Raw genomic sequence first — 20,960 nt, 5'->3', positions numbered from 1 at the left:
GATTTAACGTAAGGAGTGTTTATTATGGCGCGTGTTTTATTTATTAACGCTGGATCAGAAGGACATATAAATCCAACTTTACAAGTTGTAGAAGAATTGATTTCTCGTGGTGAAGAGGTCGTTTATTTTTCAATAGAAGCTTTCAGGGAGCGGATTGAGAAGACAGGTGCTACTGTACGAACGATTGATGATCAAAAATTTATAAAAGCGTTTCTATCTGGAGGCAGAAATTATTTACAGGAGAGAATAAATGGCCTTCTGCATACAGCGGATATTGTCATACCTAGCGTTCTAGAACAAATTGAAGGTGAACATTTTGATTACATAATTCATGATTCTATGTTTGGCTGTGGCCATTTAATTGCTCAAATCCTTAAACTGCCAGCCATAAATTCATGCACATCTTTTGCGCAGGATGAAAAATCCTTTGAGCAAATGTTAGGTCATCTGTCAAAAAATATCCCAGTAGAAATTCATGATAAAATACAGAATGATTTTCAAAACTTAACGGAGGGAATTGCTGAAAAATATGGTGTTGAAATAAAATCATCGTATGAAGTTTTCTGTAATCCTGCACCCCTTACTATTGTGTATACAATTAAGGAGTTCCAGCCTTTTGGTGATACGTTTGATGAAACATATAAATTTGTAGGACCATCTATCTCTGCACAAATGAAAAACAGAGACGTTGATTTTACTTCAATTGAAGAAAAAAGTCCGATTTATATTTCATTAGGTACTGTTTTTAATGAAGCGATTGACTTTTATAAACTGTGTATGAAGGCCTTTGAGAATAGTGAGCATACAATTGTTATGTCTATTGGTAGTAAAACAAAAATAAGTGATCTAGGCGAAATTCCTAAAAACCTCATTGTGAAAAACTATGTACCCCAAACTGAGCTGCTTACATATACGAAACTATTTATTACACACGGCGGGATGAACAGTGCGCATGAAGGACTGTATAACGGGATTCCGCTCGTTGTAATACCGCAAAGTGCAGATCAGCCAGTAGTCGCAAAGCAAGTGGAGAGTCTTGGAGCAGGAATAAAATTACAAATGCAAGGATTAACTGCGGATCAACTAAGTGAAAGTGTAGAAATGGTATTAAATAATCCGTCATTTAAAGAAGTCGCTTTGAATTTGAAGAAATCTTTCCAAAAATCAGGTGGATATAAGGAAGCTGTTGATGAAATTTTTATATTTGTAGGTCAGTGAAAAAATGAAATTATACATTAGAAAAGCATCTAAATAGGATGCTTTTTATTTAACTTTATAATTCTTATTTTTAATATTTAGTATGGTTAAAACTAAGGCACTGAGAGATATAAGTATAAGAATAAAAGTTAACTAGTTAAATGTATTATCAATTATGAAGTAAAGATGATAGATAAATATATTCAAATTTTATTTTAAAATGTTAGGACTTAGTTTTACATGTTAGTAATAATTTCACTGTTTCTGCACAACTTCTGCACATACTCAGGTAATTTCTATGTCATGATATATTCATAAAGTGAAATATTTCACAAGGAAAATATAATTTCACTGCGGTGTATGCATAATTAACACATACATCGGTACAAGTTTGTCTCTTGTTATTCTTTTACATCAAAGCCCACATTCCACTACAAAGTATAACAAGAAGGAGACATGAACATGAATAATCGATTTTTAAAACAACTACAAAATATGAAAATGAACAAAAAAAGTTTAGGAGCTGTAGCATTAACAGCTGGAATTATTAGTACGACACTTATTCCTCAAAATGCTTATGCGCACGGTTTTGTTGAAAAGCCTGGTAGCCGATCTGCTTTATGTAGTCCAACTTATGGTGCGCTAAATGTAAACTGTGGAAGTGTTATGTATGAACCACAAAGTTTAGAAGCTCCAAAAGGGTTCCCACAAGGTGGTCCAGTAGATGGACAAATTGCTTCAGCAGGCGGAAAATTTGGTGGTATTTTAGATCAACAAACAGCAAATCGTTGGTTTAAAAATACAATCACTGGTGGGGAAAATACATTTACTTGGAAGTATACTGCGCCTCACTTAACGAGTAAGTGGCATTACTATATTACTAAAAAAGGATGGAATCCAAATAAAGCGCTAACAAGAGCAGATTTTGAACCAATTGGAACAGTACAACATGATGGTTCTGCAGCTTCAAATAATTTAACTCATAAAATCAATGTACCTACTGATCGTAGTGGATATCATGTGATTTTAGCAGTATGGGATGTAGCTGATACAGCAAATGCATTCTATAATGTAATTGATGTTAATCTTATTAATGATGTGAAACCAGACATAGAAGCGCCAAGTATTCCAAATGGACTTCAGACGCAAAAAGTAACAGCGAATAGTGTAGAACTAACATGGAACGCTTCTACGGATAATGTAGGGGTAAAAGGATATCAAATCTTCCGTAACGGAGAGATGATTGATACAGTACTAGGCACTCATTTTATTGATAAGAAATTACAACCAAGTACAGAATACTCTTATACTGTAAAAGCAATTGACGCAGCTGGAAATGTATCGAAAGAAAGTGCAGCGCTTACAGTAAAAACGACAGTTGAGACTCCTGATACAGAAGCACCAACACAACCAAAAGGATTACATAGTATGGGAACGACAGCGTCAAGTGTGGATTTAATGTGGAGTCCATCTGACGATAATATTGGTGTAGACCATTATGATATTTATAGAGAAACAGAAGGGGCAATGAAAAAGATTGCAACATCCAATACAACTTCTTATTTGGATAAAAATCTGCTCGCTAATACTACTTATAAATATGTAGTGAAAGCTGTTGATGTAGCTGGAAATGAATCCGTACAGAGTGATATATTCACAATTACTACAAAAACTGAAAACGCTTCATATGAAGCGTGGGATGCAAAAAAAGCATATAAAAAGGGAGATAGAGTTCTGCACGAAGGAAAAGTATATGAAGCAGTCCAGAGTTATCAAGGAAATGGTGATCCAAACTGGATTTATGCATTATCATTATGGAAAACAGTGTAAGCTTTACTTAGGTATGAACTAAGAGATGATGGGCTTTGATGCAAAAGGGAATCTTGAGAATTCACTTTTCTATTAATAAAAAAAGGTAGTGTATGAATACATAAGATTCATACACTACCTTTTTATTATGATAATACTTTCGTCATAAGTATATGTGGAATGCCATCTTCCATAAATATATCAGAAGAAGTTTGATAACCTAGTTTTGTATAAAATCCTTCAGCTTGTGTTTGACCGTGTAGTTTCACTTTTGTAACTTGTTTGTTACGAGCAAGTTCTTCTAACGTTTGAATGATGACTTTACCTAATCCGTATGTACGATAATCTTTTAAAATACAAATACGTTCTAATTTTCCGACACCATCAACAAATCGTATACGCCCTGTGCCTACAGGAAGCTCATGATAATAAACTAAAATATGTTTACATTGCTCTCCGATTTCATCGAATGTATCAAATTCATCTGCAAGAGGGACACCTTGTTCTTTTACAAATACTTCTTTTCGAATATGAAAGGCAGTTTCTAAATCAGCAAGTTCTGTTATAAGTTTGGATTGCAAAATGTTCAGTCCTTTCTAGTGTAATCAGTTTACGTTTTCCTAGTATATCATAATAAAGCACTATTAAGAGAAGAAGAACATACTAAAAAGCCAACTTTAAAAAGTTAGCTTTTATTACAATTTCTTTATCCCATTTTTAGTACCAATAATTGCTGTACTCGTCATACTTATAAACAACCCTGTTTCAACTACACCAGTAATCATTTTTAATTGGGTGTGTAAATGGACAGGATTAGAAATATGATTAGGGAATATACAATCGATAATCAGGTTATTGTTATCGGTTATATAGGTTTCATTGTTTTTCAAACGTAATGTTGTTTGACATCCTAAAGACTGAATTTTATTTTCGGTTTGTTTCCATGAAAAAGGGATGATTTCAATAGGTAATGGAAAAGTACCTAAATGTGTTACAAGTTTCGATTCATCAGCAATGATAATTAGTTTTTTAGAGGAAGAGGCAACGATTTTTTCACGAAGTAATGCACCGCCACCGCCTTTTATAAGTTGTAAATTTGAATCAATTTCATCCGCTCCATCAATTGTAAGATCAAGACTTTGTACGTCGTTTAACGAAATTAGGGGGATATTTAGTTGCTGTGCTAATGCTTCAGTTTCCTTTGATGTTGGTACAGCTTGAAATGATAATCCTTCTTTTACACGCTCACCTAATTTTTGTATTGTCCAATATACAGTAGAACCTGTACCAAGCCCAATTTTCATGCCATCGTTTACAAAGTTAGCAGCATATTCGCCAGCGAGCTGTTTTAAATTCATCGCTTTACTCCGCCGGACGTGGCCCAGCATCAAGACCTGAATTTTCAACTGTAAGTACCGGACGAACGACTATATCTTTATGTACACGCATTTGACAAGATAATCGTAAATGATCTTCAATTCCTTTTTCCGTCATTGCATGTTTCTCATTCGCACTCGCTTCACAGAAATCACCTGCTAGTATTTCTACTCTACAAGTTGTGCAACGTGCATTCCCGCCGCAACGATGAAGAATGTTGACACCGCTATCTTCAATTGCTAATACTAACTTTGTTCCTTCTTTCACATCAAAAGTTCCCGCACCTTCAATTGTTAATTTTGGCAAATTTGTTCCTCCTCACGTAAAATTGTACATAACATATTTATGACCGCGAATTATTGAACATAAACATTATTTTTTTATATCCCCGTAACTTTTTTTAATGTTGAATCGTTTATTAAGTAAGCGCTGAAAAGGAGTGGTTATTTTGTGCACAAAAGTAACTCATGTTTTAAAGAACCATATCGATATGAATCATTCAAATATAAACTTTTTAATTGAACAATATGGAGAGTTAAAAAGATACTGTACTTTTTTAACGAAAAACAAATGGGATGGGGAAGATCTCGCCCAAGAAACAGTGTGTAAAGTGCTTCAAAAATATAGAAATAAAGATATTTGTATGACACTCGTCTATAAAATAGCAAGAAATCGTTGGTTAGATCAGATAAAGTCTAAGTCTGTTCATGAAAAAATAAGAGAACAAATCACTTTTGAAGAACCACATGAGAACATTGCAGATTTGCATGAAATGGTAGGGAAAGTATTGTCTTCATTAAATGTACAGCAATCCGCAATTTTATTATTAAAAGATGTTTTTCAATATAGTATCGCTGATATTGCTAAAGTGTGTTCTGTATCAGAAGGTGCAGTAAAGGCTTCTTTATTTCGGAGTAGAAATAGGCTGAAAACTGTAAGTGAAGAAGGGATTGAGATAGTCGAATTCACAGAGGATATTGAAGTTGTTGTAACATCTATTCGTGAGGAAAGACCAGAATTGTTAACGAAACTTCTTCCGACAATAGATTTTACTAAGTTACCATCTAAACAGCCAGTGTTATTATTTAATGTGAAAAAACCTTCTTCCTACAGTTGTATGCTTTGCGCAGCATAACAAGTATTGGAGGGATTTAAAATGAATGCAATTCCATATGTAGTAGAACAAACAAAATTAGGAGAACGTTCCTATGATATATATTCAAGGTTATTAAAAGACCGTATTATTATTATCGGCTCAGAAATTAACGATCAAGTAGCGAGTAGTGTCGTAGCGCAATTATTATTTTTAGAAGCAGAAGATGCAGAAAAAGATATATATTTATACATCAATAGCCCAGGAGGTTCAACGACAGCAGGTTTTGCAATATTAGATACGATGAATTTAATTAAACCAGATGTGCAAACGCTATGCATGGGCTTTGCGGCATCATTCGGTGCATTGTTATTATTATCAGGAGCAAAAGGAAAACGGTTTGCGCTCCCTAACAGTGAAATTATGATTCATCAGCCGCTTGGTGGTGCACAAGGGCAAGCAACAGAAATTGAAATAACTGCGAAAAGAATATTAAAGTTAAAGCATGATATTAATAAAATGATTGCAGAAAAAACAGGCCAACCGATTGAAAGAGTAGCACATGATACAGAAAGAGATTATTTTATGACTGCAGAAGAAGCGAAGGCATATGGGATTGTAGATGACGTTGTTACGAAAAAATAAGATGAAAAAGGCTAGAGGATATGTTAATTCTCTAGCCTTTTTATTAATCCTTTACCCATTCATCAACTAATGCTTGATTTTTTTTAATCCATTTTCGCGCAGCCTCTTCAGGATCTTTTGTTTTATTTAACATGACCATTAACGTACCGAGCTGTTCATCGTTCATTTTCCATTTATCAAAGTATTTTATAACATCTGGGTGATCTTTTTCGAAACCTTTACGAACGGAGTAATAAATGTCATCTTTTTCACCATATACTTTCTTAGGGTCTTTTAAATATTTTAAGTCAAATTCTGAAAAACCCCAATGCGGATTCCAAAGCGTAACAGCGATTGGTTTCTTTTTTGTATATGCTTTCTTTAGTTCACTCATCATCGCAGCTTCAGAAGATTGGACAAGTTTTAGTTTTATATCATATTCTTTCATTGCTTTATTCGTTAAATTCATAAGACTACTACCGGGTTCGATACCGATAATTTTATTATCTAGTTCATCTTTATGAGCATTTAAATCTTCGATACTGTTTATGTTTTTCATATAAGAAGGGACGACTAAACCTAGTCCAGTACCTTCGTACCATTTTGATTTTAAGACAATATCATCTTTATAACGATCGTTTAGCGGTTTATCTGTAACTGGTAGCCATACTTCTAAATTCGCATCAACATCGCCACGAGCGACACCAGTCCAAATTGCGGCTTTTTCTAAATACATGAGCTCAACTTTGTAGCCTTTTTCTTCTAATAAAACTTTCCACATGTTTGCAGTTGCAATATTTTCTTTCCAACTTGTTACACCAAGTTTAATTTTTCCTTTCGAATTTGCATTTGTTGCATTACATGAAGTGAAAATCATAGTAATAAATAATGCAAGGCATATAAACCAAATTTTCTTTCGCATCGAAAACCTCCTAAGTAACGTTTGCCTTATAAAATAAATGTATAAGTAAGCATTCTTATTATGAACGGAAACGAGAATTTTAAAGAAATCTTATGAATGTCATTTTTATGTAATATTTCTTTGTAAAATCGCAACACTATGTGAATAGATGGGTAGAAAAGGAGTAGTGACATGGATAATACAAAGGTGCGTGTTGAAAACGTAACAAAAGTATTCGGGAAACATCCGCAAAGAGCCCTTTCCTTATTAAAAGAAGGAAAAAGTAAATCGGAAATTTTAAAAGAGACAGGAATGAACGTTGGGGTGAAAAAAGCAACGTTTGAAGTTTACTCTGGAGAGATTTTCGTTATTATGGGTTTGTCTGGTAGCGGGAAATCTACGCTAGTTCGTATGTTAAATCAATTGATTAAACCAACTGCAGGTCATATATACATAGATGGTGAAGACATCGCAACGATGGGAAAAGAAGAGTTACGGAGAGTAAGAAGAACGAAAATGAGTATGGTATTTCAGAAATTCGCTCTATTTCCGCATCGTACAGTTATACAAAATGTTGCATATGGTTTAGAAATACAAGGAGTTCCGGTTGAAGAGCGAGAGAAAAAAGCGTTAGAATCGCTACAGTTAGTAGGACTCGATCATCATAAAGATAATTATCCAAGTCAACTTAGTGGTGGTATGCAGCAGCGCGTTGGAATAGCAAGGGCACTAACGAATAATCCAGATGTATTACTAATGGACGAGTCATTTAGTGCATTAGATCCACTTATTCGAAAAGAAATGCAAGATGAATTGTTAGAGTTACAAGATAAAATGGAAAAAACGATTATATTTATTACGCATGATTTAGATGAAGCGCTTCGAATTGGAGATCGTATCGCATTAATGAAAGATGGAGAAATCGTCCAAATTGGAACGCCAGAAGAAATTATGATGAGCCCCGCAAATGAATTTGTAGAAAAGTTTGTTGCGGACGTGAATTTAGGAAAAGTAATTACGGCTGAGTCTATTTTAAAACGACCAGAAACTTTATTGATTGATCGTGGACCTCGTGTGGCCCTTCAAATTATGAGGAATGCAGGCGTCTCAACTGTATATGTTGTAAACAAAAAGTATGAGTTTTTAGGTATATTAACTGCGGATGATGCGAGTAAAGCAGTACAAAAACAGTGGCCGATTGCTGATTTATTACTTAATGATATTCCGCATGTGTATTTGGATACTTTACTGGAAGAGACATATGCAAAAATGGCAGAGATGAAATATCCGTTACCGGTAATCGATGAGAAGAAAAGGCTAAGAGGAATTATTAAACGTGAAAGTGTCATTCAAGCTCTTGCAGGAAACATTGAGGAAGAGGTGAAAGACGATGAATAGTATACCACGTATTCCATTAGGGGAATGGGTCGACTCATTTGTTGCAAGTTTATATGAGCACTTTGAAGGCTTATTCCGAGGATTCTCTTATATTATTGGTGGATTCGTTGATTTACTCACTAATTTTTTAACAATAATACCTGCCATATTGATGATTATTATCTTGTGTTTCTTCATTTGGTACACAACGAGGAAATTATCTTTAGTCATTTTTACGCTTATTGGATTATTATTCATTTTGAATATTAACTACTGGGCACAAACGATGCAAACATTAGCACTCGTACTTACGTCTGTTATTATTTCAATTATTGTCGGAATTCCAATTGGTATATTAGCATCTCAAAATGAGCGTTTCTCAAAATTTTTAAAGCCAACATTAGATTTTATGCAAACAATGCCGGCATTCGTATACCTCATTCCAGCGATTACATTTTTCGGAGTTGGTGTAGTACCTGGAATTATTGCATCGGTAATCTTTGCAATGCCACCGACAATTCGTTTTACTGACTTAGGAATTAGACAAGTTCCAGAAGATTTAATTGAAGCAGCGAATGCGTTTGGATCCACAGCATCACAAAAACTATTTAAAGTACAATTACCACTTGCAACCGGAACGATTATGGCTGGTGTGAACCAAAGCATTATGCTTTCGTTATCGATGGTTGTAACAGCATCACTTGTAGGAGCGCCAGGGCTTGGAGTTGATGTATATCGCTCTGTAACACAAGTTAATATCGGAATGGGATTTGAAGCTGGATTAGCTATCGTAGTAATCGCAATTATATTAGATCGAATTACACAAGGGTTCCATACGAAAAGAAAATAATGACCAAAAAACACACTTTTATAATACAAAGTGTGTTTTTTATTGCATCTAGATTACATATGAACGATAACAGAACCTCCAGCTGGTGCACAAACTTGGTTTTGTTGTTGTTCCATTGATTTGATGAATTGATTATTTTCCTCGATTAATGAGATTAATTTAGTTAATTGACTTTCAAGACTTGCGATATGATGCATCATATATTGTGAATCATGATGCAATGTATTCCTTGCGGGATGGGGGGAATAAACATACTGTTGATTTATATTTGGATTCCAATGAGGATACATTTGAATTGTTCCTCCTTCAATAAATTACGAAGCTTTCTTATAGTAAATGCCTATGTATAATTAATAGTTACTTGAAAATTTTTCAATATAAAAGGAGTATGTACAGAAAATGGAAAATATTATATGTGAAGTTAAAGTACATTTTTTTTGAAATGTTCAAGTGAGATAGTGAATATATTAATACATTCAAGTAAGTGTATGTTGTTTAGCGAGAAATGATGGGAGGAGATGCAATTTTGGCTAAAAATAAAAAAAGAAATGATGCTTTGGCAATAGGTGTCGGTATAGGGGTTGTAATTGGTGTATTTCAAGGGCACTTTACAAATAATTTAGTAATCGGAATTGTAATTGGGATTATAATTGTGATTGCGTTTTTGAAGAAATAATGAGGTTTAAATTCATTTCAAAAATTGTTGTATAAAAAGAGTGAATCTTCGGAATACTAAACCTGTTTTTCCTTTTTTTGTGATATTATATATGAAAAGGAAGGTGATGGATATGTCAACGAACGATCAAGTAAAACTAAACTGTTTTATTTGTGAAAAGCATAAAGGAAATATTATAGTTCCAGGTGGAGCTATTTACGAAGATGAACTGCTTTACGTTGGACATGTCCACTGGGATAGTGAAGAAACATACTTGGGTTATGTAATGATAGATATAAAAAGGCATGTACCTGGCCTCGCTGAACTAACAGATGAAGAAGCGAAAGCGTTCGGACTTATAACAAGTAGAGTAAGTAAAGCGCTAAAAGAAAGCGAAGGTGCAGAGCATATTTACACTTTTGTTTCAGGGAATGGTGTACCACATATGCATATCATACCGCGTTATGCAAATACACCAAAAGAGTTTTGGTCACCAACCGAGATAGCGAAATGGACTGGCGCACCATATGGTGACGCAGCGAAAATCAAAAAACTATGCGAAAGAATACGAGAGTATATGGTGAGTGAATATGCATACAACAAATAATAGACAACATTCATGGGTTGGAAGTAGAGAAATGTGTTTAGACGAAATTTCGGTAAAGCAATATGGTGATATCGTGCTCGGTGCATATGGTGGGAATATTAGTGCCGGAGCAAAAAAGAACGAAGATGGTGCGTTAGTTTGGTCAAATGGTGATTGGGAATTTGCAGCTATATTAGATGGACATAATAGTGCAGAAAGTGTTGATTTAGTAGTAAATACAATCGAAAAAGAATATGAAAATATAAAAGTAATTTTGAATGAATCAATTAATACAGTGTTTCAATCTATTGAAAATCATATACTGACAATTTTTCAGTCATCTTCATTTAAGGAAAAGTGCAAAAAAATTAAAGGTGAAACAGCTTGCTTACTATGTGTAAGGAAAGAAAATTATATATGGTGGCTTTCTATCGGTGATTGTTTATTGTATGTATTTCATGAAGAGTTACATAAGTTAGGGCAATATGCATTAAATCAACGTCATTTTTACGAATGGATTGGGAATGTAAACACATTCGATTTACCTGTTCCTTGTTATTCATCAGGTATTCGTGAATTACGTACTGGAAAAAACCGAATTGTAATAGTGACAGATGGAGTATTAGAATGCGGGGAACGCCGATATGAAACACCTGTAAATTTGTATAATGCTATGAATAGAAATGATAAAACACTTAAAGAAAATATTCACAATGTTTTAGAACACGTGCATCATCAGTTGGGACGTGATAGTGCGACAATTATTAGTTGGGACGTAGAAAATAAAAGGAATGCTACGTATCCGAGTGATCAGCCGGAGAAAATGCAAGTAAGAAAATAAAAGGATAGGGTTTTCTGTCAATTATAAAAATAACTCTATTAATTTTATCGGTACTATCTATATTCGTTTTTGAAAAAATAGAAAGAAAAAGGATAAACATCCCGAAACAAAAGGGATGGGAAATAGATTGTTGTTATACAATACATAAAACATGTTTTGATAAAACTACTACTAAAGAAGATAAAGAAAATGAATACATTATCTACATATTAAAAAATATATAATCCACTTTGTTACGAAAACATAATTAATTTAATAGGAGGGAATGCAATGGGCAACTCTACTATTTGGATTATAGTTATTATTATGATAATTGGAGGATATTTTTTAGAAAAGTTTTTAAGAAAAAAACTAAATATGCCAAAGGGCAATGCTTGGATATATAAGCATGTAAATAGTTTACATGTAAAATTAGAAATAGGTCTTTTTATCGTATATCTTATAGTAAGTTTTATTTATCTGTTCAAAGTAGAAAATGCTAATATAGGAATTGCTGTACTTACTTATTTCGGAGCAATTTCCTTATTACGCGTATGGATGGAATGGAAGTATAACAGAGAGACAAAGGAATATATTCTTTCTATAATTGGATTCTTTGCATTTGTTTTTATGGTTTCAATGTTACTTTATTTTGATCCTCTTTCTACATACTAATGTCGTTTTGGTTTTTCATGATGAATATTTAAAAAGAGTAGCTACCATTATTTATCTTGATAGTTACTCTTTATATTTACATCTTCTTAAAGCTTCTCAAAACAAGGTATTCCCACAATTTCCAAGGAAGAATCTTCTTCGCAAAAATCATAAATTTCACACCTTTACCGATTGGATATCGTAAATTTGTACGCTTAGATTCAGCAATTTCAACAATTTTATTAGCAACATCTATCGGATTACCAAATGTATTACTACCGCTATTAATATGTTTTTGTATTTTATCCATATACTCTTTGTAAGGAGATGTTGTATCAGATTGGTTTTCAGCTAGTTGTTTCCCAACCTCCCATATGTTTGTGTTATAAGAACCTGGTTCAATTAAAGCAACATCTATTCCGAAAGGTTTTACTTCTAAGCGAAGCGATTCACTCCAGCCTTCTAATGCATATTTTGAAGATACATAAGGAGATAAACCAGGGAATCCAACTTGACCGCTAATGCTGCTTATATTAATGATTTTTCCACTTCTTTGTTTTCTCATATACGGTAAGACAAGCTGGGTAATTGATATAGCTCCAAATAGGTTCGTTTCAAATTGTTTACGGTATTCCTCTACTGGAATTTCTTCTACAAAGCCGCCATTTGCATATCCTGCATTATTAACAAGAAGGTCTACTTTTTGTATTTCTTTTAAAAATAATTGGAAGTTATGTATAGAATTTTGATCGGTTACATCTAATTGTTGAACTTTTATATTTTGCTGTAAGTTAAGTTGAGTAACTTGAGATATTAAGCGCACTTGTTTTTCAAGGTTTCGCATTGTAGCGATAACTAAATAATTTTTTTTTGCGAGTTCGAGTGTAGTTAATAGTCCAAATCCACTTGAGGCTCCTGTAATTATTGCGATTTTTTTATTCATTTTTCGCCAGCTTTCTTTTTCTTTTATCATAACGAGTTATGATAAGAAAATCTATTATTCTTACATTCAGTATGAAATCAATTTGTATGCAAAGAAGGGGATTATAGGGAATGAGCGTATATAGAGTAGTGTATATTAATATGATAATGAAATGAGGGAAGAAAAATGGTCCATGTGAAAGATGTATTAGCAGATCAGTTATTAGCAAATGCGAATGATCCCAGTTGGTATATGCCATTTTCAGATGCAGTTAAGGATTTATCTGAGAGGGAAGCTTTCTGGAAACCGAATGAAGAGTGTAATAGTATAGCCGAAATCGTACAACATTTACTGTATTGGAACTCTACGTGGCAAACTAGGTATAAAGAATCACATGTTAATGCAGTACCCGCTATAGGAGATAATAATAAAAGTTTTATGCTTTCAGATAATCAAACTTTCGATGAATTACGGGAAAAACTACTAGAAAAACTGCTACAATGGCAAACTCTCATAAATGAAGAAAAGGTTGAAAGTGATGTAGTGGGATTTCCTGTTTCTGCAAAATGGTGGGAAGTGTTAGCGAATGTAACAACTCATAATGCATATCATATTGGGCAAATTATTTACATCCGAAAATTACAGCAGAGCTTTGATAATGAATAAGATAATAGTTCTCAAATTAGGTGAACAAAAGTGGACAAAACGAGACAAATGTCTCATTTTGTCCACTTTTTATTATGAAAGAAAAGCGAAAACCTATTAAAGCAAGGATTAGAATTTGGCACGGTACTTGCAATATAAAAGACGAACAAGAAAATAGGAGGGCTGGACATGTTAAAAACAACTGAAAGTAAAGGGAATGAAATTACGAAAGAACAAGCTCGTTGGATGTACGAAAAAATGTTAGAGATTCGTAAGTTTGAAGATAAGGTGCATGAATTGTTCGCGCAAGGCGTTTTGCCAGGTTTCGTTCATTTATACGCAGGTGAAGAAGCAGTAGCAGTTGGTGTATGTGCCCACTTAACGGATAGTGACAGTATTACAAGTACACATAGAGGTCATGGACATTGTATTGCAAAAGGTTGTGATTTAAATGGTATGATGGCTGAACTTTTCGGGAAAGCGACAGGATTATGTAAAGGAAAAGGTGGTTCCATGCATATTGCCGATTTAGATAAAGGAATGCTAGGTGCGAATGGCATTGTAGGCGGCGGTTTCCCACTTGCTTGCGGTTCAGCATTAACAGCTAAATATAAAGGAACAAAAGATGTAAGTGTTTGCTTCTTCGGTGACGGAGCAAATAATGAAGGGACATTTCATGAAGGGGTTAATTTAGCGGCGATTTGGAAGTTACCAGTTATTTTTATCGCAGAAAATAACGGTTACGGTGAAGCAACTACATTTGAATATGCTTCAAGTTGTGATTCTATTGCTGATCGTGCAAAAGCTTATAATATTCCAGGTGTTCAAGTAGATGGAAAAGATCTTCTAGCTGTATATAAAGCTGCTGCAGAAGCAGTGGAACGTGCGCGTAATGGGGATGGTCCAACAATTATTGAATGTATGACATATCGTAATTACGGTCATTTCGAAGGTGAAGCGCAAACATATAAAACATCAGAAGAAAAAGAAGAACATTTAAATGAAAAAGATGCAATTGTGAATTTTCGTAAGCATTTAATTCATGAAGCTTTATTAACTGAGTCTGAACTTGTGGATATGGAAAAGGCAGTAGATGAGGCAGTACAAAGATCAATTGAGTTTAGTGAAAATAGTCCGTATCCAGATGATGAAGAATTATTAAAAGATGTTTATGTTTCTTATAAATAAGAGGAGGGTGAAAAATTATGACTAGAACAGTAAGTATGTCAACTGCAATCAATGAAGCGATGAAAATATCGATGCGCCGTGATGAAAATGTAATTTTAATAGGAGAAGACGTTGCAGGTGGTGCACAAGTTGATCATTTGCAAGATGATGAAGCATGGGGCGGTGTTCTTGGTGTTACGAAAGGACTTGTACAAGAGTTTGGCCGAAATCGTATATTGGATACACCAATTTCTGAAGCGGGTTATATGGGAGCCGCGATGGCAGCTGCTGCAACTGGGTTACGTCCGATAGCTGAGTTAATGTTTAATGATTTTATCGGTAGTTGTCTTGACCAAGTATTAAACCAAGGTGCGAAATTCCGTTATATGTTTGGAGGTAAAGCAAAAGTACCTGTTACAGTACGTACGATGCATGGCGCTGGTTTTAGTGCAGCAGCTCAGCATTCACAAAGTTTGTACGCATTATTTACGAGCATACCAGGTATTAAAGTTGTTGTTCCTTCCACGCCGTATGATGCAAAAGGCTTATTATTAGCAGCAATTGAAGATGATGACCCAGTAATCTTCTTTGAAGATAAAACACTTTACAACATGAAAGGTGAAGTGCCAGAAGGATACTATACAATTCCATTAGGGAAAGCCGATATGAAACGTGAAGGTTCTGATGTAACAATCGTCGCAATTGGAAAACAAGTTCATACGGCGCTTGCAGCTGCTGAGCAATTATCGAAAAAGGGGCTTGAAGTAGAAGTAATCGATCCACGATCTTTATCACCGCTTGATGAAGATACGATTTTAGCATCTGTTGAAAAAACAAATCGTCTTATCGTCATTGACGAAGCAAACCCAAGATGTAGTATCGCAACAGATATCGCGGCAATTGTAGCGGATAAAGGATTTGATTTGCTAGATGCACCTATTAAACGAATTACAGCACCACATACACCTGTTCCGTTTTCGCCACCACTTGAAAAGTTGTATTTGCCAACGCCAGAAAAAGTAATTGAAACTATATCAGAAATGATCGGAGACCAATCTTTATTACATGTGTAATGAAACGATGAGAAGGGAGAGAGCGGTATGGCTGTAGAAGTTGTAATGCCAAAGTTAGGTATGGCGATGAAAGAAGGTATTATTACGAACTGGAATATTAAAGCAGGCGATAATGTAGCAAAAGGAGAACTAATTGCTAGTATTAATTCAGAAAAAATTGAAACGGAAATTGAAGCGCCAGCTGATGGTACGGTGCTTGATATAGCTGTAAGTGAAGATGAAGGGGTGCCGCCTGGTACTGTAATTTGCTACATCGGTAAACCGAATGAAAAAGTAGAAATGCAGGAAAGCACACATGTGGTAGAAGAAAAAACATTTAATATAGAAGTACAAAATGTACAAAATCAAGAACCAAATGGGAAAGAAGTAGCCAAGCAAAGAATTAAAATTTCACCTGTAGCGAAGAAAATTGCAAAGTCTGAAAATTTGGATATCAAGGTATTAGTTGGTACAGGTCCTGGCGGAAGGATTACAAAGGCAGATGTATTAAAAGCACTTGAGGTAAGAGGAATCGTTCCGGAAATATCTGAACAAGAAGAAAGTAACGTGATTCCTGTTACTGGTATGCGTAAAGCGATCGCAAATCGTATGTACGCAAGCTTACAAAATAGCGCACAATTAACGTTAACGATGAAAGTAGATGTAACAGATTTAGTTGCTTTACATAAAGAAATAGCGAAAGTTGTACAAAAAAGATATGATAATAAATTAACCATTACGGATTTCGTCTCGCGTGCTGCTGTATTAGCACTTGGAGAGCATAAAGAAATGAACAGCGCTTATATAGATGATGCAATTCATCAATTTGAACATGTGCATTTAGGCATGGCAGTCGCATTAGAAAAAGGGTTAATCGTTCCAGCTATTCGCTTTGCAAATAATTTATCTTTAGTAGAATTGTCTAAAGAGATTAAGAATGTGGCACAAAAGGCGCGAGCAGGTAGCTTAAGTAGTGATGATATGCACGGAACGACATTTACAATTAGTAATTTAGGTAGCTTTGGTATTGAATATTTCACACCTGTATTAAATACACCTGAGACTGGCATTTTAGGTATTGGCGCAATTGAACATGTTCCTGTATATAAAGGGAAAAAATTAAAAAAAGGTAGTATGTTACCTTTAAGTTTAACATTCGATCATCGTGTATTAGACGGTGCACCAGCAGCTGCATTTTTACGCACAATTAAACATTATTTAGAAGAACCTATAACAATTCTTTTATAAAGAAAAGGTGAGAGAATGAGTAAACTAGTTGTAATTGGAGGCGGACCAGCTGGATATGTAGCGGCAATTACCGCGGCTCAAAATGGCAAAGGTGTCACTCTTATTGATGAAGCTGAACTTGGCGGAACGTGTTTAAATGTTGGTTGTATGCCTACGAAATCACTGTTAGAAAGTGCTGAAATACATGACATTGTGAGAAAAGCGAATGATTATGGAGTTACGCTTAATACAGGAAGTATATCAATTGATTGGGATCAAATACAGGCGAGAAAATCACAAATCGTAATGCAACTCGTCCAAGGAATACAATATTTAATGAAGAAAAATAAAATTAAAGTTGTAAAAGGAAAAGCGAAATTCGAAACGGATCATCGTGTGCGAGTTGTACAAGGAAATAAAGAAGAAGTAGTTGATGGAGAGAGCTTTATTATCGCATCTGGTTCCGAACCTACAGAATTACCATTCGCTCCGTTCGATGGAAAATGGATTTTAAATAGTAGCCATGCCATGTCTCTTGAGAGTGTACCATCTTCATTGTTAATCGTTGGCGGTGGTGTAATAGGATGTGAGTTTGCAAGTATTTATAGTAGACTTGGCACAAAAGTATCGATAGTTGAAATGGCACCGCAATTACTACCTGGTGAAGATGAAGATATCGCGAATATTTTAAGAGAGAAATTAGAAAAAGATGGTGTGAAAATTTTTACGGGAGCAGTTTTAAAAGGATTAAATAACTATAAGAAGCAAGCTTCATTTGAGTACGAGGGAATTACTCACGAAGTAACTCCGGAATTTGTTCTTGTTTCTGTAGGAAGAAAACCACGAGTGCAACAATTAGGATTAGAAAAGGCAGGGGTTCAGTTTTCAAATAAAGGGATTTCTGTGAATGAACATATGCAAACGAACGTATCGCATATTTACGCAGCTGGTGATGTAATCGGTGGAATTCAGCTTGCTCACGTTGCCTTCCATGAAGGAACGACAGCAGCATTACACGCAAGCGGAGAAGACGTGAAAGTAAATTATCACGCTGTGCCCCGTTGTATATACACAGCTCCAGAAATAGCTAGTGTAGGGTTAAGTGAAAAAGGTGCAAGAGAACAATATGGTGATATTCTCATCGGAGAATTTCCTTTTACAGCGAACGGAAAAGCTCTTATTTTAGGAGAACAAGTAGGTAAAGTAAAAGTCATTGTAGAACCTAAATACCAAGAAATTGTAGGGATTTCTATTATCGGTCCTTATGCAACTGAACTTATTGGTCAAGGAACCGTAATGATTCATACAGAAGTTACCGCTGATATAATGAGAGATTATATTGCAGCACATCCAACTTTATCTGAGGCGATTCATGAAGCGTTAATGCAAGCAGTAGGACATGCTGTACATGCTTAAATAGAAATATGATAAACCACTATTCTCTAAATGAAAGAGAGAATAGTGGTTTGAATTTTTATAGAAGAAGAGGGTGTTGCAAAACTAAAATAAATATGCAATGTTATGAATCAGAAAAACTAGCTGAACATGCAATAGATAGCGATTTTGACCATACCAACGTGGCTGTTCCAGCCCTTTATCTTTGAGATGACTAAACTGTTGTTCAATTTTTCCACGCTCTTTCATCAACTGTTTGCCAAAGGTAGTTTGTAGAAAATGAGACACTACACGACGATGTGTACTTTTGATTGGTCCGCTATTACGCGGGTTAATTGGATTGATCGCAAAGATATCACATGCTCCGGCAATTTCATGAATGTGCTGACTATCATAAGCGGCATCTGCAACGGAAAATAACACATTTTGGTTTTGTATATCCCGAAGCAATGCAGGAGCTATTTTACTATCATGTACATTTGCGGTTGTAAATGCATACGACAATATAACACCTTCTGGTGTAGAACAGACATGAGTTTTATATCCCTTATACCAACCATAGCGAGTAGATTTTCCCCATTTCGCTTGAGAATCATATAAACTACTCCGTAAGGCTGTACTATCAATTAAAACGCACGGAATTAACCCTAAATTCTTTTCTTGAAGAATTTGTTTATGAAGCAACGGAATTTCTTCGTTGCGAAACCAAGTGCCTACACGTGAAAAAGTAGATATATGAGGAACAAGCGAAAGGCCACAAGATACACGAAATGAAGGATATTGATGTAAAAAACGAGTTAACTTACGTAATGAATTGATCTGGAATACCGTTTTTATAAAAAAACATTTGAGTAAAGCTTTTCTACAGATGGGTGGGCGGCCTGTCATAGGCGGAACGCCTCCAATGGTTAAACTGTCTACGTAGGCAAATAAAATTTGTAAAATGGATTGATTTTGATCAAAATTGGTTATCATACTAGTAAATCCGTCCTTTCTGGAGATAGTTTTAGGATACTATCATTCTTCCAGGAAAACGGGTTTCTTTATGCATTCATTTTTGGATATTTATGAGTTTTGCAACACCCTCAGAAGAAATTAAATATCTTATTACTATTTAATTTCAATCGCTGAAGTAATATCGTTCCAATCAGCAGCTAAATTAGCAGTTTTACCGTACCAATCAGCATGTTTAAATAAAACGCCTTTGCCATATCCTTGTGTTGAAGTGTGCTCCCAAAGTGTAGTTGAATAACTTGCAGAAGGTGACGCTGTACTTACAGAAGAAATTCTGTCATTCCAGCTAGATGGTAAGTTTTTAAAGCCGCTACTCCAGTAAATATATTGTCCACCTTTATCTTTATGTTCATAAAAATCAGTACTACCAGCACCGCTACCTAAAGGATTAATTTTATTTTTAATTTCTTTTTTATCCTTTTCAATATACGCATCTAATGTTTCACGGCTAGTAAAACCATAAGCTAGCCAATCTCCATTTTCATTTTGCTCTGGTAATACCATAGTAATTTGGATATCTTTCTTATCCTGCTCACTTAATTTTGCAAATGAATTAACATTTTGTTCATCCACTTTTAAATAATCAAATGACTTAATTGTGTTACTTTTTTCTTCAGCACTTACCGCACCTAGTCCTCCAGTTAGTGCAAAACCCGCTACTAATGTCCCTGCTACTAATTTCTTCAACATATAACCATCCCTTTTTGTTTGAATTTTTGTACAGGTGAATCTTGTACAGCTAAAATGTATTCTAATTTTATACTTTTGTAAATATTCTGAAGTTTTAGAAATAATAGGCGGAATATTTACAGTTTTACATTTTTTCTTTAGAAAGAATGGTTATTGGAATGATATAATAAGTGGATATATTGTTTTTACTGGATGTAAAGATGTTTTAGGAGAGGTGTCATTGAAATATTTTACAAGAGATTGGTATAAAGAAATGCAAGTTTTAGAATTTGTAAGTTTTATAGATTCTATAAAAGAATGGTCGGAAATGGATATAGAAAGTTTAAAGGAGGAAATTGAGAAAAGGAAAATAGATTTATTAAAGTTCCTTCCTGAATCGATATACTCAATTATACAAAACATCACAACTAATTCAGAATACCCATCAGGTGAACTGAAAAAACGTATGCGAAAGTGGTCAACAGATTATGAGAAAAGAGTGGCACAATTAGATCAATCATACGTAGAATATTTTAATTCCATTGAGAAAAAACTTCCGTCAAATGTCGTTCAGTTACACAAGACATCATTACACGACAGTGTAATTAAAGTAGTAAAGAGAAAGTCAGAAGATACTTTGTCTATCGTATTAGATTGCAGTGGTACTTTTAGTGAATTTGATAAATTTGAAGTAACCTTTATAGGAGTAACAAAGTGTTCTATGCCGGAAAACTTTGAAAATTCTTGGTGGTTATATCATGAAATAGCTCTTACTGAAGATGGTTTTGAACTAGGTGTTTTATTCGACTGTCCATTTAGAGAAGTGACGATTTGTGCGACAGATGTATTACTTGTGAAGAAATAATTTTTTATGGAGCATTACAAACGTTTGACATAATAAAAAAATAAAGTTATTGTAGATACAT

The 20,960-nt window shown here is 34.6% G+C and carries 24 protein-coding genes; 16 read left to right on the top strand and 8 right to left on the bottom strand.

The features are described from left to right. The first annotated feature begins 24 nt into the window (after positions 1-24). Both V6946_RS14625 and V6946_RS14620 read left to right on the top strand, forming a co-directional pair. Entirely contained in the window at positions 25-1,218 is a 1,194-nt protein-coding gene (locus V6946_RS14625; RefSeq protein ID WP_006918656.1) for a macrolide family glycosyltransferase, read from the top strand. 441 nt (positions 1,219-1,659) lie between these two features. After that, the gene (locus V6946_RS14620; RefSeq protein WP_001065145.1) at positions 1,660-3,027 is read left to right on the top strand and encodes a lytic polysaccharide monooxygenase; all 1,368 of its coding nucleotides are present in this window, start codon (positions 1,660-1,662) and stop codon (positions 3,025-3,027) included. A gap of 125 nt (positions 3,028-3,152) precedes the next feature. Here V6946_RS14620 and V6946_RS14615 read toward each other — a convergent pair whose 3' ends face one another. The 3 genes from V6946_RS14615 to V6946_RS14605 form a co-directional block, all read right to left on the bottom strand. Then, positions 3,153-3,587: a GNAT family N-acetyltransferase gene (locus V6946_RS14615; RefSeq protein ID WP_001190865.1), complete on the bottom strand. Its 435-nt coding sequence runs from the start codon at positions 3,585-3,587 to the stop codon at positions 3,153-3,155. 114 nt (positions 3,588-3,701) lie between these two features. Then, entirely contained in the window at positions 3,702-4,364 is a 663-nt protein-coding gene (rpiA, locus tag V6946_RS14610) for a ribose 5-phosphate isomerase A (protein WP_006924301.1), read from the bottom strand. A 4-nt stretch (positions 4,365-4,368) separates the two neighbouring features. Continuing rightward, the gene (locus V6946_RS14605; protein ID WP_001125388.1) at positions 4,369-4,689 is read right to left on the bottom strand and encodes a 2Fe-2S iron-sulfur cluster-binding protein; all 321 of its coding nucleotides are present in this window, start codon (positions 4,687-4,689) and stop codon (positions 4,369-4,371) included. A gap of 142 nt (positions 4,690-4,831) precedes the next feature. Between V6946_RS14605 and V6946_RS14600 the strand changes: the two genes are divergently transcribed. Both V6946_RS14600 and clpP read left to right on the top strand, forming a co-directional pair. Further along, complete coding sequence (locus tag V6946_RS14600; RefSeq protein WP_006924302.1) at positions 4,832-5,518, top strand: RNA polymerase subunit sigma-70; 687 nt, start codon at positions 4,832-4,834, stop codon at positions 5,516-5,518. Positions 5,519-5,539: 21 nt separating this feature from the next. After that, positions 5,540-6,121 carry an ATP-dependent Clp endopeptidase proteolytic subunit ClpP gene (gene clpP / locus V6946_RS14595; protein ID WP_006924303.1) on the top strand — a complete coding sequence of 194 codons (582 nt, stop codon included), beginning with the start codon at positions 5,540-5,542 and terminating at the stop codon, positions 6,119-6,121. Positions 6,122-6,164: 43 nt separating this feature from the next. On the opposite strand, the gene V6946_RS14590 is transcribed toward clpP, so the two are convergent. Next, positions 6,165-7,022 carry a glycine betaine ABC transporter substrate-binding protein gene (locus V6946_RS14590; protein WP_098629026.1) on the bottom strand — a complete coding sequence of 286 codons (858 nt, stop codon included), beginning with the start codon at positions 7,020-7,022 and terminating at the stop codon, positions 6,165-6,167. 171 nt (positions 7,023-7,193) lie between these two features. Here V6946_RS14590 and V6946_RS14585 point away from each other — a divergent pair, with 171 nt between their 5' ends. Then, on the top strand, positions 7,194-8,399 hold the full coding sequence (locus V6946_RS14585) for a glycine betaine/L-proline ABC transporter ATP-binding protein (protein WP_000370606.1): 1,206 nt from the start codon (positions 7,194-7,196) through the stop codon (positions 8,397-8,399). After that, positions 8,392-9,228 carry a proline/glycine betaine ABC transporter permease gene (locus V6946_RS14580; protein ID WP_001084759.1) on the top strand — a complete coding sequence of 279 codons (837 nt, stop codon included), beginning with the start codon at positions 8,392-8,394 and terminating at the stop codon, positions 9,226-9,228. The genes V6946_RS14585 and V6946_RS14580 overlap by 8 nt, the downstream gene beginning before the upstream one ends. 53 nt (positions 9,229-9,281) lie before the next feature. Here V6946_RS14580 and V6946_RS14575 read toward each other — a convergent pair whose 3' ends face one another. After that, entirely contained in the window at positions 9,282-9,518 is a 237-nt protein-coding gene (locus V6946_RS14575) for a hypothetical protein (RefSeq protein WP_000283219.1), read from the bottom strand. Between the two features lie 218 nt (positions 9,519-9,736). Here V6946_RS14575 and V6946_RS14570 point away from each other — a divergent pair, with 218 nt between their 5' ends. The 4 genes from V6946_RS14570 (at position 9,737) to V6946_RS14555 (ending at position 11,964) form a co-directional block, all read left to right on the top strand. Continuing rightward, complete coding sequence (locus tag V6946_RS14570) at positions 9,737-9,904, top strand: hypothetical protein (protein ID WP_006924304.1); 168 nt, start codon at positions 9,737-9,739, stop codon at positions 9,902-9,904. Between the two features lie 91 nt (positions 9,905-9,995). Next, the gene (locus V6946_RS14565; RefSeq protein ID WP_033692655.1) at positions 9,996-10,490 is read left to right on the top strand and encodes an HIT domain-containing protein; all 495 of its coding nucleotides are present in this window, start codon (positions 9,996-9,998) and stop codon (positions 10,488-10,490) included. Continuing rightward, positions 10,474-11,310, top strand: a complete 837-nt coding sequence (locus V6946_RS14560) for a PP2C family serine/threonine-protein phosphatase (RefSeq protein WP_366982180.1) — start codon at positions 10,474-10,476, stop codon at positions 11,308-11,310. Before V6946_RS14565 ends, V6946_RS14560 begins: the two co-directional genes overlap by 17 nt. A 270-nt stretch (positions 11,311-11,580) precedes the next feature. Next, complete coding sequence (locus V6946_RS14555) at positions 11,581-11,964, top strand: DUF4181 domain-containing protein (RefSeq protein WP_000528447.1); 384 nt, start codon at positions 11,581-11,583, stop codon at positions 11,962-11,964. A 76-nt stretch (positions 11,965-12,040) separates the two neighbouring features. Here the strand turns inward: V6946_RS14555 and V6946_RS14550 are convergent, their stop codons facing one another. Further along, complete coding sequence (locus V6946_RS14550) at positions 12,041-12,886, bottom strand: oxidoreductase (RefSeq protein ID WP_025709460.1); 846 nt, start codon at positions 12,884-12,886, stop codon at positions 12,041-12,043. 165 nt (positions 12,887-13,051) lie between these two features. Between V6946_RS14550 and V6946_RS14545 the strand changes: the two genes are divergently transcribed. The 5 genes from V6946_RS14545 to lpdA all read left to right on the top strand — a co-directional run bounded on the left by V6946_RS14545 (position 13,052) and on the right by lpdA (position 18,372). Next, complete coding sequence (locus tag V6946_RS14545) at positions 13,052-13,531, top strand: DinB family protein (protein WP_006924308.1); 480 nt, start codon at positions 13,052-13,054, stop codon at positions 13,529-13,531. Positions 13,532-13,699: 168 nt separating this feature from the next. Continuing rightward, positions 13,700-14,698 (top strand): acetoin:2,6-dichlorophenolindophenol oxidoreductase subunit alpha, encoded by a 999-nt coding sequence (acoA, locus tag V6946_RS14540; protein WP_000921272.1) that lies wholly within the window; start codon positions 13,700-13,702, stop codon positions 14,696-14,698. Positions 14,699-14,715: 17 nt separating this feature from the next. Continuing rightward, entirely contained in the window at positions 14,716-15,750 is a 1,035-nt protein-coding gene (acoB, locus tag V6946_RS14535; RefSeq protein WP_006924310.1) for an acetoin:2,6-dichlorophenolindophenol oxidoreductase subunit beta, read from the top strand. A 27-nt stretch (positions 15,751-15,777) separates the two neighbouring features. Continuing rightward, on the top strand, positions 15,778-16,977 hold the full coding sequence (locus tag V6946_RS14530) for a dihydrolipoamide acetyltransferase family protein (RefSeq protein ID WP_006924311.1): 1,200 nt from the start codon (positions 15,778-15,780) through the stop codon (positions 16,975-16,977). Positions 16,978-16,992: 15 nt separating this feature from the next. Then, on the top strand, positions 16,993-18,372 hold the full coding sequence (lpdA, locus tag V6946_RS14525; RefSeq protein ID WP_000041216.1) for a dihydrolipoyl dehydrogenase: 1,380 nt from the start codon (positions 16,993-16,995) through the stop codon (positions 18,370-18,372). 84 nt (positions 18,373-18,456) lie between these two features. Here lpdA and V6946_RS14520 read toward each other — a convergent pair whose 3' ends face one another. Together V6946_RS14520 and V6946_RS14515 are read right to left on the bottom strand one after the other, a co-directional pair. Further along, positions 18,457-19,326: an ISNCY family transposase gene (locus V6946_RS14520; protein WP_023520903.1), complete on the bottom strand. Its 870-nt coding sequence runs from the start codon at positions 19,324-19,326 to the stop codon at positions 18,457-18,459. A gap of 135 nt (positions 19,327-19,461) precedes the next feature. Next, positions 19,462-20,055 (bottom strand): hypothetical protein, encoded by a 594-nt coding sequence (locus tag V6946_RS14515; protein ID WP_006924312.1) that lies wholly within the window; start codon positions 20,053-20,055, stop codon positions 19,462-19,464. Between the two features lie 220 nt (positions 20,056-20,275). Here V6946_RS14515 and V6946_RS14510 point away from each other — a divergent pair, with 220 nt between their 5' ends. Next, positions 20,276-20,899 (top strand): DUF4085 domain-containing protein, encoded by a 624-nt coding sequence (locus V6946_RS14510; protein ID WP_006924313.1) that lies wholly within the window; start codon positions 20,276-20,278, stop codon positions 20,897-20,899. The last annotated feature ends 61 nt before the right edge of the window (positions 20,900-20,960 follow it).

This window comes from Bacillus sp. PPSBB_2 (assembly GCF_045291115.1).
In the GTDB taxonomy this organism is placed as follows: Bacteria; Bacillota; Bacilli; order Bacillales; family Bacillaceae_G; genus Bacillus_A; species Bacillus_A cereus.
The sequence above is the reverse complement of the archived record's forward strand: the minus strand, read 5'-3'. Positions and strand labels throughout refer to the sequence as shown.

Coding starts and splice junctions, on each gene's coding strand:
- rpiA (WP_006924301.1), bottom strand. CDS start 4,364: ATGAATTTAAAACAGCTCGCTGGCGAATATGCTGCTAACTTTGTAAAC.
- V6946_RS14625 (WP_006918656.1), top strand. CDS start 25: ATGGCGCGTGTTTTATTTATTAACGCTGGATCAGAAGGACATATAAAT.
- V6946_RS14565 (WP_033692655.1), top strand. CDS start 9,996: ATGAAAAGGAAGGTGATGGATATGTCAACGAACGATCAAGTAAAACTA.
- V6946_RS14550 (WP_025709460.1), bottom strand. CDS start 12,886: ATGAATAAAAAAATCGCAATAATTACAGGAGCCTCAAGTGGATTTGGA.
- V6946_RS14555 (WP_000528447.1), top strand. CDS start 11,581: ATGGGCAACTCTACTATTTGGATTATAGTTATTATTATGATAATTGGA.
- acoB (WP_006924310.1), top strand. CDS start 14,716: ATGACTAGAACAGTAAGTATGTCAACTGCAATCAATGAAGCGATGAAA.
- V6946_RS14570 (WP_006924304.1), top strand. CDS start 9,737: ATGGGAGGAGATGCAATTTTGGCTAAAAATAAAAAAAGAAATGATGCT.
- V6946_RS14620 (WP_001065145.1), top strand. CDS start 1,660: ATGAATAATCGATTTTTAAAACAACTACAAAATATGAAAATGAACAAA.
- V6946_RS14585 (WP_000370606.1), top strand. CDS start 7,194: ATGGATAATACAAAGGTGCGTGTTGAAAACGTAACAAAAGTATTCGGG.
- V6946_RS14520 (WP_023520903.1), bottom strand. CDS start 19,326: ATGATAACCAATTTTGATCAAAATCAATCCATTTTACAAATTTTATTT.
- V6946_RS14580 (WP_001084759.1), top strand. CDS start 8,392: ATGAATAGTATACCACGTATTCCATTAGGGGAATGGGTCGACTCATTT.
- V6946_RS14515 (WP_006924312.1), bottom strand. CDS start 20,055: ATGTTGAAGAAATTAGTAGCAGGGACATTAGTAGCGGGTTTTGCACTA.
- clpP (WP_006924303.1), top strand. CDS start 5,540: ATGAATGCAATTCCATATGTAGTAGAACAAACAAAATTAGGAGAACGT.
- V6946_RS14530 (WP_006924311.1), top strand. CDS start 15,778: ATGGCTGTAGAAGTTGTAATGCCAAAGTTAGGTATGGCGATGAAAGAA.
- V6946_RS14575 (WP_000283219.1), bottom strand. CDS start 9,518: ATGTATCCTCATTGGAATCCAAATATAAATCAACAGTATGTTTATTCC.
- acoA (WP_000921272.1), top strand. CDS start 13,700: ATGTTAAAAACAACTGAAAGTAAAGGGAATGAAATTACGAAAGAACAA.
- V6946_RS14560 (WP_366982180.1), top strand. CDS start 10,474: ATGCATACAACAAATAATAGACAACATTCATGGGTTGGAAGTAGAGAA.
- V6946_RS14590 (WP_098629026.1), bottom strand. CDS start 7,022: ATGCGAAAGAAAATTTGGTTTATATGCCTTGCATTATTTATTACTATG.
- V6946_RS14545 (WP_006924308.1), top strand. CDS start 13,052: ATGGTCCATGTGAAAGATGTATTAGCAGATCAGTTATTAGCAAATGCG.
- lpdA (WP_000041216.1), top strand. CDS start 16,993: ATGAGTAAACTAGTTGTAATTGGAGGCGGACCAGCTGGATATGTAGCG.